Consider the following 13,941-nt stretch of genomic DNA (forward strand, 5'->3'; position numbering starts at 1 on the left):
GGAGACTAATAGTGTGGGGCCGTGACGGAACCACTTGTATCCCGGATGCGCGCCTTCGGCACGACGATTTTCGCGGAGATGAGCGCGCTGGCCGTACAGACCAGCTCGATCAACCTTGGGCAGGGATTCCCCGACACCGACGGGCCCGCGGCGATGCTCGACCGGGCGGTGCAGGCCATCGTGTCCGGCGCCAACCAGTATCCACCCGGCCCCGGCGTCCCTGAGCTGCGGCAGGCCGTCTCCGAGCACCGGGCCGACCACTACGGCCTCGACTACGCCGCCGACGGCGAGATCCTGGTGACCGTGGGGGCCACCGAGGCCATCGCGGCCAGCGTGCTGGCGCTGTGCGAGGCGGGCGACGAGGTGATCGCCTTCGAGCCCTACTACGACTCCTACGCCGCCTCCATCTCGCTGGCCGGGGCCCGGCTGGTCGCGGTGACCATGCGGCCGGTGGAGGGACGATTCACCTTCGACCCGGACGAACTACGCGCCGCCGTCACGCCGCGTACCCGGGCGATCCTCGTCAACTCCCCGCACAACCCGACCGGGACCGTGTTCACCCGCGCCGAGCTGACGGTCATCGCCGAGCTCTGCCAGGAGGCCGGGCTGACCGCGATCACCGACGAGGTGTACGAGCACCTGACGTTCGACGGCGTCGAGCACATCCCCCTGGCGACGCTGCCCGGCATGCGCGAACGCACGGTGATGATCTCCTCCGCGGGCAAGACGTTCTCCGTCACCGGATGGAAGACGGGCTGGATCTGCGCCCCCGCCCCGCTGATCACGGCGGTGCAGACGGTCAAGCAGTTCCTCACCTTCACCGCGAGCGCGCCGTGGCAGCTCGCGGTCGCCTACGGCCTGCGCAACGAGCTGGAATGGGTCTCGGCGCTGTGCGACGGGCTGGGGCACAAGCGGGACCGGCTGATGGACGGGCTGGCGGCGGCCGGGTTCGAGGTGCTCAAACCGTCGGGGACGTACTTCGTGCAGACCGACATCCGGCCCCTGGGCTTCGAGGACGGGCTGGAGCTGACCCGGCGGCTGCCGGAGCTGGTGGGCGTGGTGGCCATCCCGACGCAGGTCTTCTACGACCACCCGGACCGGGGCAAGCACTTCGTCCGGTTCGCGTTCTGCAAGAAGGACGAGGTCATCGACGAGGCGGTCACCCGGCTCAAGCGCCTGTCGGCCTAGCGGCCTCTCGGAAGTGTAGTTGTTCGGCTACGGCGAGGAATGAGCGCAGGTGGGCTAGGGTAGGAGCCGCCCCCAAACAGGGATCGCCTCTGGGCCCCGACCCCCCGAAGGAGACGGAATCGTGCTCACCGTCGGTGACCGCTTTCCCGAATACGCGCTCACGGCGTGCGTCGGCCTCGACCCCGAGCGGGCGTTCGCGGAGATCGACCACAAGACCTACGAGGGCAAGTGGCGCGTCGTGTTCTTCTGGCCGAAGGACTTCACCTTCGTCTGCCCGACCGAGATCGCCGAGTTCGGCCGGCTCAACGGCGAGTTCGCCGACCGCGACACGCGGGTGCTCGGCGTCTCCGTCGACTCCGCGTACGTCCACCACGCCTGGCGCAAGCACCACGACGACCTGCGTGACCTGCCGTTCCCGATGCTGAGCGACGTCAAGCGCGAGCTGAGCGGCGCGTGCGGGGTGCTCGGCGAGGACGGCACGGCCCAGCGGGCCACGTTCATCGTCGACCCGCACAACGAGATCCAGTTCACGATGGTGACCGCCGGATCCGTGGGCCGCAACGTCAAGGAGGTCCTGCGCGTCCTCGACGCCCTGCAGTCCGACGAGCTGTGCCCCTGCAACTGGACCAAGGGCGAGGCCGGTCTCGACGCGCGGATGCTGCTGGCCCAGTGAGCGAGCTGACCTACGGACCCGGTGGCGCATGAGCATCGACGAGCTGAAGACGGCGCTGCCCGGCTACGCCAAGGACATCCGGCTCAACCTGGGCTCGGTCACGACCACCTCACCGCTGACCGACCAGCAGCTGTGGGGCACCGTGCTGGCGAGCGCGCTGGCCACCAGATCCGGGCGGGTCATCGCCGCGGTCTGCGAGGAGGCCGCCGGCAAGCTGTCGGCGGAGGCGTTCACCGCCGCCAAGGCCGCCGCGTCGATCATGGCGATGAACAACGTCTACTACCGGGCCACCCACCTCATCGGCGACGAGACGTACGCGACGCTGCCCGCCCGGCTCAGGATGACCGTCATGGGCGATCCGGGCGTGGACCGGGGCGACTTCGAGCTGTGGTGCCTGGCGGTCTCCGCGATCAACGGCTGCGGCCGGTGCCTGGAGTCGCACGAGCGGGTGCTGCGCGGCTCCGGCCTGCCACGCGAGCACATCCAGGAGGCGCTGCGCGTGGCCGCCGTGATCAACGCCACCGCCGCGACCCTCGAAGCCGAAGCGGCCCTGGTCACGGTCTGACAGCCGCTCTTGGGGCTTCCATGGCGGAGGTGGGCTCTCCGGGTGTCCACCTCCGCCACGGTTCAGCCCTTGGCGCTCTTGGTGTCGTTCGCGTCCTCGATCTGCGGCGCGTCCAGCGGGGTCAGCGACGCCGTCGCCTCCTCGTGGTCCATCCCGGTCGCCTGGAGCAGGTCCACGGCGATGGAGCGCAGCTGCGCGATGATGACGTGCGCCGAGAAGCCCAGCCGTTCGGGACGCTCCCGCGCCGCGACGGCGAGCAGCGCCTGCCGGGCCAGCATGGGCTCGCGGCCGGCCGCCAGTTCGAGCTGGAGCAGCAGCGCCGCCTCCGACACCTCGCGCATCGCCTCGGCCAGCGAGGTCGGCGGCGGGCTCGTCTCACCCAGTGCCGCCAGCGTCCGGCGGGCCAGCACCCTGGCGTTGCGCAGGGCCAGGTCCACCGGCACGGCCACGGTCTCGTACCTGGCCAGGCGGCCACGGCGGTGCCAGTGCAGCGGCGAGATCAGGGTGATCTCCTTGCTGGTCTCCACCGCCCGCTCGAACTCCGCGACCGCCGCCTGGGTGTTGCGCGCCTCCTCCAGCGCCTCGGCGGCCAGGTCCACGTCGCGCTTCTCGATCGCCTCCGCGGCCCGTTCGAGCACCGTGGACAGCGCGTCGAGCACGCCCGACAGGTGCTTGGCGGCGATCGTGAAGGGGCTGGCCGGAAGCAGCGCCGCCGTGGCGATGCCGATGACGCCGCCGGTGAGCGCGTCGGCCATCCGGTCCCAGCCCCCGGCGCCGTCCGCGGGCACCAGGGCGGCGACGAGCACCGCGGACGACCCGGCCTGCGCCACGAAGAGCGCCCCGCTGTTCAGCAGCACCGCGGCGGTCATCGCCAGCGCGACCACCAGCATGATCTGCCAGGCGCCCGAGCCGATCCAGGACACCAGCAGGTCGCCGACTCCGACGCCGAGGCTGACCCCGACCACGAGCTCGGCCACCCGGCGCAACCGCTGCCCGAGGCCCACGCCGAGGCAGATCAGCACGGAGATCGGCGCGAAGAACGGGCGAGGGTGGTCGAGCAACTGGATGGCGACGGTCCAGGCGAGCGCCGCGCCGACCGCGCACTGCGCGATGGAGGGCGCCATGAGGCCGAACCCGCTCAGCCGTTCCCGTACATGATCGCTGAGCCTCGTTCGCACCCCTCTACCCTGGCGGATCTTTGTGACATTAAGGTCACATTGCCCGTATTCGGGCGTGTCGGGACCGCGGTGGTCACCGCATCAGGGGACGTCCTCTTCGCCCGCGTCCAGGGGCGGGAGGGCGGCCATCGCCTGCTCGCGGTCGCCGCCGCTCGCCTGGAGCAGGTCCACCACGATCGACCGGTACTGAGCGACCATCACCCCGGCCGAGAACCCCCACCGCTCATCCGCCACCTGCCGCGAGGCCACCGCCAGGATCGCCTCGCGGGCCCGATCCGGCTCGTGCCCCAGGGCCAGCTCCTCCCGGAGCAGCTGGGTGGCGTCGGCCAGGTCGCGCAGCGCGACCGGCAGCCAGGCAGGCGGCGGGTTCTGCCCTCCGAGGGCCACGACGGCCCGCCTGGCCAGCACCCTGACGTTCCTGACCGCGTGATCGAGCGGTACGGCGGCCGTCTCGTACCCCTCCAGCCGGTGGCGGCTCTGCCAGTGCAGCGGTGAGATGGTGGCGATCTCCCAGCTGGTCCCCAGCGCCTGCCGGAAGGTGTCCACGCTCGCCTGCGTCCCCCGCGCGACCTCCAGCGCCTCGGTCGCCAGGCCGGGGTCGGTCCTCTCGATCGCCTCCGCGATCCGCCGGAGCGCGTCGCCCAGCGCCTCGAACATCCCCGACGCCTGCCTGGCCACGAGGGCGAACGGGCTGGCCGGCAGCAGAGCCATCGCGATGATCCCCATGACGCCGCCGACCAGCGCGTCGAGCATCCTGTTGACCCCGCCGACGCCCGACGGGGGCAGCAGGGTGGCGACGAGTACGGCCGAGGACCCGGCCTGCAGGACGATCAGGGAACCGCTGTCCAGGAGCACGCCCATGGCCATAGCCAGCGCCACCACGAGCGCGATCTGCCAGGCACCCGAGCCGATCCAGGACACCAGCACGTCGCCGACGCCCACGCCGAGGCTGACCCCGACGACCATCTCGACCATCCGGCGCCGCCGCTGCCCGAGGCCCACGCCGATGCAGATGATCACCGCGATCGGCGCGAAGAACGGGCGAGGATGCCCGAGTACGTCCTTGGCCACCAACCAGGCCAGCGCCGCCGCCACGGCGCACTGCCCGACCGTCGGCGCCATCAGGACCAGCCTGCTCAGCCGCCGTTTCACCTGCACGAACCCTCGCCTACCCAGCTTGCGGCGCTCCATCGGCCAGGAACTCGTCCACGGCCCGCAGGAACGCCGCCCGCGCGGAGACGTGGATGAGATGCCCGACCTCGATCGTGACCAGCTCGGCCCCCGGAATCCGCTCGGCCACCGCCTCGACGTCGAGATGGCTGGCCCCCGACAGGACCAGCGTCGGCGCGGTGATCGAGGCGAGCCCCTCGGCCCACGCCGGATCGGGCGCGAGGAACTGCCGCTCGGTCTCGTGCACCATCCGCCAGTCGAAGCCGGGGGACTCGCCCTCCTCCACGATCGGCGGGCGGTTCTTCATCGCGTACGGGGGCGCCGGATCCTCCAGGACCAGCCGCTCGACGCGATCGGGCCACGTCATGGCCATGAGATAGGCCACCGCCCCGCCCAGCGAGTGCCCCACCAGCGTCGCCCGCTCGAAGCCCAGTTCGTCCAGCAGCGCGACGACGTCGCGCGCCATGTCGGCCAGCGCGTACGCGCCCGGGTAGTCGCTGGCGCCGTGCCCCCGCAGGTCGATGGCGAAGACGTGATGGCGGGCGGCGAAGTGCTGGGTGATGCCGTTCCAGTCGTTGTGGTCGGCGGTTCGCCCGTGGATGAGCACCAGCGGGGGAGCGGCGGGGTCGCCCTCCTCCCGATAGACGAGCTTGATCCCGTTTACGTGTGCTTCGCGAATCACACGGTGACCCTATCCCCGAGGCCGGCCGCCACGTTGGGCAGACATTGCCGGTGAGAGCCCGTTCGGCTGGTGGATAGCGTGTTCTGCGTGCCGCCTGGGTAGGTCTGGGAGTCGCGCGTGTTCGCCGCCGAACCGTCGAATCGCTGAATCGTCGAATAGGGGTTGTGATGCCGGATCCGATAGAAGTGCGCAAGGTGCCGATCGAGAGCGTGACGGACGCCTCCGGCCTGGCGCGGCTGATCGACGACGGAGTGATCGAGGCACACCGGGTGCTCGCGGTGATCGGCAAGACCGAGGGCAACGGGGGCGTGAACGACTACACCCGGATCCTGGCCGACCGGGCCTTCCGTGAGGTGCTGGCGGCCAAGGGGCATCCGGCGCCGGAGACCGTACCCCTGGTGTGGTCCGGAGGGACGGACGGCGTGCTCAGCCCGCACGCCACCGTGTTCGCCACCACCGACCCGGCCGGCGCGCCCCGATCGGATGAGCCGCGCGTGTCGGTCGGCGTGGCAATGAGCGACGTGATCCTCCCGGAGGACATCGGCCGTCCGGCGATGGTGGAGAAGGTCGCGGCCGGGGTGCGCGAGGCGATGAAGATCGCGGGCATCGATGACCCGCGCGACGTCCACTACGTGCAGACCAAGACGCCCCTGCTCACCCTGGCCACCATCACCGACGCCAAGAGCCGCGGCCAGGACACCGCCATCGAGGAGACCGGCCCCTCCATGGACCTGTCCAACTCCACCACGGCACTCGGCATCGCCGTCGCCCTCGGCGAGATCGAACCGCCGCGCGCCGATCAGATCCACAAGGACCTGTCCCTGTACTCCTCGGTGGCCTCGTGCTCGTCCGGGGTCGAACTGGACCGGGCGCAGATCGTGCTGGTGGGCAACGTACGGGGGATCGGCGGGCGCTACCGGATCGGCCACGGCGTGATGCGGGACGCCCTGGACGCCGACGGCATCTGGGACGCGATCCGCGACTCCGGCCTCGCGCTCCCCGAGCGGCCGCACCACACCGACCTCGGCGACCGCCTGGTGAACGTCTTCATGAAGTGCGAGGCCGACCCGTCCGGCCGGGTCCGGGGGCGGCGCAACATCATGCTCGACGACTCCGACGTGCACTGGCACCGCCAGATCAAGGCCACGGTGGGGGGAGTGGCGGCGGCGGTCACGGGCGATCCGGCGGTGTTCGTCTCGGTCGCCGCCGTCCATCAGGGCCCGTCGGGCGGCGGTCCGGTCGCCGCCATCGCCGACCTGGGAGAAGGGTAGTCTCGGGCGTTGTGCCCAGCATTCCCCAGCCACTCGATCCCGGCGACGACGGCACGGCCGCGCCCGCCGTGGCCGCCGCCCTGGCCTCCTACGAGCGAGGCGAGGCGGACGCCACCGAGGTGCTCAACGCCCTGACCGGCGCCCGGCTGCTCGTCCCCGTGGTCGCCCTGCTGACCGAGTCCGAGGTGGGCGAACACGGGCTGCGCCAGGAAAAGGAGAGCGAGATGGCGCTCCCCAAGCTCGTCGGCAAGGACGGCAGGCAGGCGGTGCCGGCGTTCACCGGCGCCGAGTCCCTGGCCAGATGGCGCCCCGACGCCCGGCCGATCCAGGCCGGCCTGCTCCAGGTCTGCCGGGCCGCCGCCGGTGAGCGGGTCGCGGCGGTCGTGGTGGACGTGGCGGGGCCGGTGCCGTTCGTGATCCAGGGCGACGTGCTGGAAGCGCTCGCGGCCGTCGAGTCCGGCACGCTCGACGAAGTCTCCGGCGTGACCGTGGCCCACGTAGAGCCGATACGCAAGCGCCGCTGGTTCTCCAGGAAGTAGTCTCGGCGGAGTGGTGGCACTCGTCGCGCTCCTTGGACTGATCGTCGGCCGCTACGTCAGGACGCTCGCCGGCTGCTTCGTACCGAACCCCCCGGACACCCGCGAGGAGGCCCACGCCGCCCTGGACGCCGTGCTGCGCACGGTGCCCGTGCCGGGCGGGCCGCCCACCGTCGAGGTGGCCACCGCCGCCGTCGCCGCCCTCGTCGCCTGGCGCGCGGGCCTGCCGTACGTCTACTTCGCCCTGGCCGGTACGGCCCTGGCACTCATCGACTGGCGGACCACGAGGCTGCCCGACGTGATCACGCTGCCGTCGTACCCGATCCTGGCGCTGACCCTGCTGCCCACCGGAGAGCTGCCCAGGGCGCTGCTGGGCGCGCTGGCGCTGGCCGCCGCGTACGCCGTGCTCTGGTTCGCCCGCCCGGAGGCGATGGGACTGGGCGACGTCAAGCTCGCCGGGCTGATCGGCATGGCGGCCGCGGCGATGAGCTGGCAAGCCTGGGTCGTCGCGGCCGTCGGCGGCCAGCTGTTAGGTGCCCTCTACGCCATCGTCCTGCTCCTCACCAGACGCGCCACTCGTGACACACAGTTCCCTTTCGGCCCGTTCATGCTGCTCGGCGCCTTCACGGCACTCTGTCTCGGCCAGTGAACACCGGACATCCCACTAGGCGGCACGTGGAAGACTTGTACGCATGTTGCGCTGGTTGACCGCCGGAGAGTCCCACGGCCCCGAGCTCGTAGCCGTCATGGAAGGCCTGCCGGCCGGGGTCGAGGTGACCACGGCCGCCATAGACGAGGCCCTGCGCCGCCGCCGGCTCGGCTATGGCCGCGGCGCCCGGATGAAGTTCGAGCAGGACCAGGTGACGATCGCCGGCGGCGTCCGGCACGGCCGCACGATGGGCAGCCCGATCGCCGTCCGCATCGGCAACACCGAGTGGCCCAAGTGGGAGAAGGTCATGTCGGCCGACCCGGTCGACCCGGCCGAGCTCGACGGCCTGGCCAGGAACGCCCCCAGGTCGCGCCCCAGACCGGGCCACGCCGACCTGGCCGGGATGCAGAAATACGGCTTCGACGACGCCCGCCAGGTCCTCGACCGGGCCAGTGCCCGCGAGACCGCGGCCCGCGTCGCGCTCGGCGAGGTCGCCAGGCGCTTCCTGAAGCAGGCGCTCGGCGTCGACATCGTCAGCCACGTCACCTCCATCGGCGGCGCCCAGACGCCCACCGAAAACCTGCCGGGCCCCAACGACCTGGCGCGCATCGACGCCGACCCCGTCAGGTGCGCCGACCCCGAGGGCAGCGCCGCGATGGTCGCCGTCATCGACCAGGCGCACAAGGAGGGCGACACCCTCGGCGGCGTCGTCGAGGTGCTCGCCTACGGCCTGCCGCCCGGCCTGGGCAGCTACACCCACTGGGACCGCCGCCTCGACTCCCGGCTGGCCGGGGCGCTCATGGGAATCCAGGCCATCAAGGGCGTGGCGGTCGGCGACGGCTTCGAGACCGCGCGCCGGCCCGGCTCGCGCGCCCACGACGAGATCGAATACACCGCGGCCGACGGCGTCAAGCGCATCACCAACCGCGCGGGCGGCGTCGAGGGCGGCATGACCAACGGCGAGATCCTGCGGGTCAGCGCCGCGATGAAGCCCATCTCCACCGTCCCGCGGGCGCTGGCCACGATCGACGTCAAGACCGGCGAGGCGGCCAAGGCGCACCACGAGCGCTCCGACGTCTGCGCGGTCCCGGCCGCGGGCATCGTCGCCGAGGCGATGGTCGCGCTGGTGCTGGCCGACGCGGCGCTCGAGAAGTTCGGAGGCGACTCCGTCGAGGAGGTCGCCCGCAACCTGTCCGGCTACCTGTCATCGATGGTGATCAAATGATCAAGGCCGTGCTGATCGGCCCCCCGGGGTCCGGCAAGACCACCCTCGGCCGCCTGCTCGCCGGCCTGCTCGGCGTCTCCTTCCGCGACACCGACGCCGACGTCGAGGCCACCGCGGGCAAGCCCGTCGCCGACATCTTCATCGAGGAAGGCGAGGCCCGCTTCCGCGAGCTCGAACTGCTGGCCGTACGCAAGGCGCTCGCCGAGCACGACGGCGTGCTGGCCCTGGGCGGCGGGGCGGTGCTCAACGAGGAGGCGCAGGAGCTCCTGGCCGGCCAGCCGGTCGTCTACCTCCAGGTCGGCCTGTCCGACGCGGTCCAGCGGGTGGGCCTGGCCTCGGCCCGGCCGCTGCTCGTGCTCAGCCCGCGCAGCCAGCTGAAGAAGCTCATGGAGGAGCGCCGCCCGATCTACGAGCGGCTCGCCGTCCTGACGGTCGTGACCGACAAGCGCGAGCCCGCCGAGCTGGCCGAAGAGATCATGAAGGGGCTCCCGTCATGAGCGCGACCAGGATCGCCGTGCGCGGCGACAGCCCCTACGAGGTGGTGATCGGCACCGGCGTGCTGCCGGAGCTGGCCGGGCTGTTCAAGCCGGGCGTACGCACGGTCGCGGTCATCCACCCGGCGGGCCTGCCCGAGATCTCCCGACCGGTCTGCGAGGCGCTGTCCGGCGCCGGATACGACGTGGTGGAGCTGCCCGTGCCCGACGGTGAGGCGGCCAAGTCGATCGAGGTGGCCGCCGAGCTGTGGTCCGCCCTGGGCCGCTACGGCGTGACCCGCTCCGACGCCGTCGTGGGCGTCGGCGGGGGAGCCACCACCGACCTGGCCGGGTTCATCGCCGCCACCTGGCTGCGCGGCGTCCAGGTGGTGCTGGTGCCGACGACGCTGCTGGCCATGGTCGACGCGGCGGTCGGCGGCAAGAACGGCATCGACACCCCTGAGGGCAAGAACCTCGTCGGCACCTTCCTGCCTCCGGCGGGCGTGCTGTGCGAGCTGAGCACGCTGTCGAGCATGCCGCGCGCCGACTACGCGGCCGGGCTCGCCGAGATCATCAAGGGCGGCTTCATCGCCGACCCCACCATCCTCATGCTGATCGAGGACGACCCCGGCGCCGCCGCCACGCCCGAGGGGCCGCACACCCGCGAGCTGATCGAGCGGAAGATCCAGATCAAGGCCGACGTCGTCGGCGCCGACCTGCGCGAGGCCGGGCTGCGCGAGATCCTCAACTACGGCCACACGCTCGGCCACGCGATCGAGCGGGCCGAGCACTACACCATGCGCCACGGCGAGGCCATCGCCATCGGCATGGTGTTCGCCGCCGAGCTGTCCAGGCTCGACGGGCGCATCGGGATCGACCTGGTCGAGCGCACCCGGACCATCCTCACCTCGGTCGGCCTGCCCACGACCTACCGGGCCGACGCGTGGCCGCAACTGCGCGACCACATGCGGCTGGACAAGAAGAACCGGGGCGCCAAGCAGCGCTTCGTCGTGCTCGACGGGCTGGCGAAGCCGGGACGGCTGGAAGGGCCGTCCGAGGAGCTCCTGGAGGCCGCCTACCGGGCGGTCGGCCGGTGACGCTGCGGCAGCCGGCGTCCCGGGCGGTCAGCCGGTGAGGCTGCGGCAGCCGGCCGCGTCCCGGGCCGCGGAGCCGACGCCTTTCCCCCGATCGCCGTTCCTTAACCGTCTTCCGCTCGATTACTTTGCACGCGTGTCGGGGTGGCGGTGGGCGTGGCGGCGGGGTTCGCACTACAGTCAGATGTCCTGACGCACCACGGCACGGCGGAGATGAACAGCAGGTCATGAGGCAATATCGCTCTTTCGTCGCTCTTGGTGACAGCTTTACCGAAGGTCTCAACGACCCCGGCACCAACGGCCACTACCGTGGCTGGGCCGACAGGGTGGCCGAGCGGCTGGCGGCCGACGACCCGTCCTTCCGCTACGCGAACCTGGCCGTGCGCGGCAGGCTGCTCGAGCAGATCGTCACCGAGCAGGTGCCGATCGCCGTCGAGATGGCGCCCGACCTCGTCAGCCTGTGCGCGGGCGGCAACGACCTGCTACGGCCGGGCAGCGACCCCGACGTGATGGCCAAGCGGCTCGCCCGCGCCGTGCGCGACCTGCGGGCCACCGGCGCCGACGTGCTGCTGTTCACCGGCGTCGACCCGCGCGACACACCGGTGATGCGGCGGCTGCGCGGCCGCTTCGCGATCTTCTATCTGCACGTACGCTCCATCGCCGACCTGTACGGGTGCCGGCTCGTCGACCAGTGGTCCATGCAGGGGCTGCGGGACTGGCGGGCGTGGAGCGAGGACCGGCTGCACATGAACCAGGACGGGCACCGGCTGGTGGCCGCCCGGGTCCTCGACGTGCTGGGCGTGCCGTTCGACGACTGGCACAAGGTGTGGCCCGAGCGCGTCCTCGACCCGCGCGCCCGGCGTCGCGAGGACGCGCAGTGGATCCGCGAGCACCTGGTGCCGTGGGTGACTCGCCGCCTGCGCGGCGCCTCCTCGGGCGACGGCCTCGACCCGAAACGCCCCGACCTCGCCCCCTGGGTCCACTGAGACCTCGCCCCCTGGTCCACTGACGAGGCCAGCCCAGCCCTCTGACCAGCCCAGCCCTCTGACCGGCACGGCTCTCAAAGACCCCTGCCGGGCAGGCGGCGGGTCAGTCTTCCGTGGACAGGCGCTTGAGGGCTGCTCGGGGGATCGCCGGGTCCGTGGTGCGCCAGAACGGCGGCAGGGAGCCCAGCAGGAAGCCGCTGTAGCGGGCGGTGGCCAGACGCGGGTCGAGGACGGCGATGACGCCCTTGTCGTGCTGGGCGCGCAGCAGCCGCCCGGTGCCCTGGGCGAGCAGCAGGGCGGCGTGCGTGGCGGCGACCGTCATGAAGCCGTTGCCGCCCTTGGCCGCCACGTGCCGTTGCCGGGCCGAGGTGAGCGGGTCGTCGGGGCGCGGGAACGGGACCCGGTCGATGATGACCAGCCGCAGCGACGGGCCGGGGACGTCGACGCCCTGCCACAGCGACAGCGTGCCGAACAGGCAGGTCGCCTCGTCCTCGGCGAACTGCTTGACCAGCAGCATCGTGGAGTCGTCGCCCTGGCACAGCAGTGGCACGTCGAGCCGGTCGCGCAGCGCCTCGTTGGCGGCCTTGGCGGCCCGCATGGAGGAGAACAGGCCGAGCGTGCGCCCGCCCGCCGCCTCGATCAGCTCGGCGATCTCGTCGAGGTAGGCCTGCGGCAGCCCGTCACGGCCCGGCTGTGGCAGGTGCTTGGCCACGTACAGGATGCCCGCCCGTGGATGGTCGAACGGCGAGCCGACATCGATGCCCTGCCAGCCCTTGTCGCCCAGCCCCCACTGGCGGGCCAGGCCGTCGAAGGTGCCGCCGAGCGCCAGCGTGGCCGAGGTGAGGACCACCGTGCGGTCGCCGAAGAGCCGGTCGCGCAGCATGCCGCCCACGTTGAGCGGGGCCACCCGCAGCGCGGGCGGGCGCCGGTCGGTGGCGCCCTCCAGCCACACCACCTCGGCCCGGTCCTCCTCCGAGGCGTGGCCGTAGGCCTCGAGCATGCGCACCGCCGTGTCGTGCACCTCGTCGAGCGCGGTGAAGGCGGCCTTGCGCTGTCCGGCTCTGTCGGGATCGTCCTTGTCGCCGCCGCGCGGGCCGAGCGCGGAGACACAGCGCGCCGAGGCGTCGCGTACCAGCGCCAGCGTGAGCCCGAGCACTTCGGGCAGCTCGTCGACGCGTCCGGGGGGAGCGGCGGCCAGCAGCGCCTTGAGGTCTTCGGCCGCCTCCATGAGCTGGTCGGCGATGGGTTGCTCGATGAGCCGGCCGACGCGGCGCACGGCGAGCGCGGCCGAGCTCTCCGACAGCTCGGAGGTCACCACCGAGGTCACCCGGTCGACGAGTTCGTGGGCCTCGTCGACGACCACCATGGCGTGCTCGGGCAGCACCGGGATGTCGCCCATCGCGTCGATCGCCAGCAGCGCGTGGTTGGTGACGACCACGTCGACCTCGCCGGCCCGGCTCCTGGCCAGCTCGGCGAAGCACTCGGCGCCGCTGGGGCAGCGCGTGGCGCCCAGGCACTCCTGGGCGCTGACCGAGAACTGCCGCCACGCCTGCTCGTTGACCCCGGGCACCAGCTCGTCGCGGTCGCCCGTCTCGGTCTCCTCGGCCCACTCCTGGATGCGCTGGACCATCCGGCCCGTCGCGCCGACCTCGCGGGGGTCGAAGAGCTGGTCCTGCTCGTCGTCCTCGGGCCAGCCCGCCGTCGCCTTGTAGCGGCACAGGTAGTTGCGCCGGCCCTTGAGGATCGCGAACGTCGGCTCGTGCGGCAGCTCCTTGCCGAGCGCCTCGGCCAGCCGTGGCAGGTCGCGGTCCACGAGCTGCCGCTGGAGGGCGATCGTGGCGGTGGAGATGACCACCGGCTTGTCGGCCTCCATGGCGTGCCTGATCGAGGGCACCAGGTAGGCGAGCGACTTTCCGGTGCCGGTGCCGGCCTGGACCGCCAGATGTTCCTCTTCTTCGATGGCCCGTTGGACGGCCTGCACCATCGTGATCTGGCCCCGCCGTTCGCTCCCTCCGAGAGCGCTGACCGCGATGCTGAGCAGTTCTTCGGCTGAGGGAAGATGGGAGTCCGGCACGGCAGTAAACGGTACCTGCAATCGGGGGTCGACGCGCCGAACGCCGTGTGATCGTGCAGACGCATCCCGGCGTTCTGGGACGTCCACAGCGGCTCGCGTGGCACACTGAACGATCGGAACTCCAACTGGCCCAAAAGACCTACCTGGAAGTGGCCAGTGGGGTATGAGGTCAGATGG

Annotated in this window: 14 protein-coding genes; 10 read left to right on the forward strand and 4 right to left on the reverse strand. The window is 71.8% G+C overall.

Annotation, left to right across the window (positions count from 1 at the left end; genetic code table 11):
* Nucleotides 1-21: 21 nt before the first annotated feature.
* The 3 genes from AB0J16_RS12335 (at nt 22) to AB0J16_RS12345 (ending at nt 2,426) form a co-directional block, all read left to right on the forward strand.
* Nucleotides 22-1,188 carry a pyridoxal phosphate-dependent aminotransferase gene (locus tag AB0J16_RS12335; protein ID WP_358537736.1) on the forward strand — a complete coding sequence of 389 codons (1,167 nt, stop codon included), beginning with the start codon at nt 22-24 and terminating at the stop codon, nt 1,186-1,188.
* Nucleotides 1,189-1,309: 121 nt separating this feature from the next.
* A complete protein-coding gene (locus AB0J16_RS12340) occupies nt 1,310-1,861 on the forward strand; it encodes a peroxiredoxin (protein ID WP_358537738.1) in 552 nt (183 codons plus the stop codon).
* A gap of 28 nt (nt 1,862-1,889) precedes the next feature.
* On the forward strand, nt 1,890-2,426 hold the full coding sequence (locus AB0J16_RS12345; protein WP_358537740.1) for a carboxymuconolactone decarboxylase family protein: 537 nt from the start codon (nt 1,890-1,892) through the stop codon (nt 2,424-2,426).
* Nucleotides 2,427-2,488: 62 nt separating this feature from the next.
* Here AB0J16_RS12345 and AB0J16_RS12350 read toward each other — a convergent pair whose 3' ends face one another.
* The 3 genes from AB0J16_RS12350 to AB0J16_RS12360 form a co-directional block, all read right to left on the reverse strand.
* On the reverse strand, nt 2,489-3,604 hold the full coding sequence (locus AB0J16_RS12350; RefSeq protein WP_358537743.1) for an FUSC family protein: 1,116 nt from the start codon (nt 3,602-3,604) through the stop codon (nt 2,489-2,491).
* An 81-nt stretch (nt 3,605-3,685) separates the two neighbouring features.
* Nucleotides 3,686-4,756: an FUSC family protein gene (locus tag AB0J16_RS12355; protein WP_358537746.1), complete on the reverse strand. Its 1,071-nt coding sequence runs from the start codon at nt 4,754-4,756 to the stop codon at nt 3,686-3,688.
* Nucleotides 4,757-4,772: 16 nt separating this feature from the next.
* Nucleotides 4,773-5,456 carry an alpha/beta fold hydrolase gene (locus tag AB0J16_RS12360; protein ID WP_358537749.1) on the reverse strand — a complete coding sequence of 228 codons (684 nt, stop codon included), beginning with the start codon at nt 5,454-5,456 and terminating at the stop codon, nt 4,773-4,775.
* 167 nt (nt 5,457-5,623) lie between these two features.
* Here AB0J16_RS12360 and AB0J16_RS12365 point away from each other — a divergent pair, with 167 nt between their 5' ends.
* From AB0J16_RS12365 to AB0J16_RS12395, 7 genes are all read left to right on the forward strand, one after another.
* Nucleotides 5,624-6,727 carry a ring-opening amidohydrolase gene (locus AB0J16_RS12365; protein WP_358537751.1) on the forward strand — a complete coding sequence of 368 codons (1,104 nt, stop codon included), beginning with the start codon at nt 5,624-5,626 and terminating at the stop codon, nt 6,725-6,727.
* An 11-nt stretch (nt 6,728-6,738) separates the two neighbouring features.
* Nucleotides 6,739-7,266 carry an SseB family protein gene (locus tag AB0J16_RS12370; RefSeq protein ID WP_358537753.1) on the forward strand — a complete coding sequence of 176 codons (528 nt, stop codon included), beginning with the start codon at nt 6,739-6,741 and terminating at the stop codon, nt 7,264-7,266.
* 10 nt (nt 7,267-7,276) lie between these two features.
* A complete protein-coding gene (locus AB0J16_RS12375; RefSeq protein ID WP_358537756.1) occupies nt 7,277-7,912 on the forward strand; it encodes an A24 family peptidase in 636 nt (211 codons plus the stop codon).
* Nucleotides 7,913-7,955: 43 nt separating this feature from the next.
* The gene (aroC, locus tag AB0J16_RS12380) at nt 7,956-9,137 is read left to right on the forward strand and encodes a chorismate synthase (protein ID WP_357941294.1); all 1,182 of its coding nucleotides are present in this window, start codon (nt 7,956-7,958) and stop codon (nt 9,135-9,137) included.
* Nucleotides 9,134-9,634 (forward strand): shikimate kinase, encoded by a 501-nt coding sequence (locus tag AB0J16_RS12385; RefSeq protein WP_358537758.1) that lies wholly within the window; start codon nt 9,134-9,136, stop codon nt 9,632-9,634. The genes aroC and AB0J16_RS12385 overlap by 4 nt, the downstream gene beginning before the upstream one ends.
* Nucleotides 9,631-10,707, forward strand: a complete 1,077-nt coding sequence (gene aroB / locus AB0J16_RS12390) for a 3-dehydroquinate synthase (protein ID WP_358537761.1) — start codon at nt 9,631-9,633, stop codon at nt 10,705-10,707. The genes AB0J16_RS12385 and aroB overlap by 4 nt, the downstream gene beginning before the upstream one ends.
* Nucleotides 10,708-10,931: 224 nt before the next feature.
* Entirely contained in the window at nt 10,932-11,690 is a 759-nt protein-coding gene (locus tag AB0J16_RS12395) for an SGNH/GDSL hydrolase family protein (RefSeq protein WP_358537763.1), read from the forward strand.
* A 103-nt stretch (nt 11,691-11,793) separates the two neighbouring features.
* Here the strand turns inward: AB0J16_RS12395 and AB0J16_RS12400 are convergent, their stop codons facing one another.
* Complete coding sequence (locus AB0J16_RS12400) at nt 11,794-13,764, reverse strand: ATP-dependent DNA helicase (RefSeq protein WP_358537765.1); 1,971 nt, start codon at nt 13,762-13,764, stop codon at nt 11,794-11,796.
* Nucleotides 13,765-13,941 lie beyond the last annotated feature (177 nt).

The organism is Nonomuraea sp. NPDC049750, assembly GCF_040659625.1.
In the GTDB taxonomy this organism is placed as follows: domain Bacteria; phylum Actinomycetota; class Actinomycetes; order Streptosporangiales; family Streptosporangiaceae; genus Nonomuraea.

Excerpts from the sequence above, each read along its gene's own strand:
- aroB (WP_358537761.1), top strand. The coding sequence starts at position 9,631 with ATGAGCGCGACCAGGATCGCCGTGCGCGGCGACAGCCCCTACGAGGTG.
- AB0J16_RS12385 (WP_358537758.1), top strand. The coding sequence starts at position 9,134 with ATGATCAAGGCCGTGCTGATCGGCCCCCCGGGGTCCGGCAAGACCACC.
- AB0J16_RS12365 (WP_358537751.1), top strand. The coding sequence starts at position 5,624 with ATGCCGGATCCGATAGAAGTGCGCAAGGTGCCGATCGAGAGCGTGACG.
- AB0J16_RS12345 (WP_358537740.1), top strand. The coding sequence starts at position 1,890 with ATGAGCATCGACGAGCTGAAGACGGCGCTGCCCGGCTACGCCAAGGAC.
- AB0J16_RS12395 (WP_358537763.1), top strand. The coding sequence starts at position 10,932 with ATGAGGCAATATCGCTCTTTCGTCGCTCTTGGTGACAGCTTTACCGAA.
- aroC (WP_357941294.1), top strand. The coding sequence starts at position 7,956 with ATGTTGCGCTGGTTGACCGCCGGAGAGTCCCACGGCCCCGAGCTCGTA.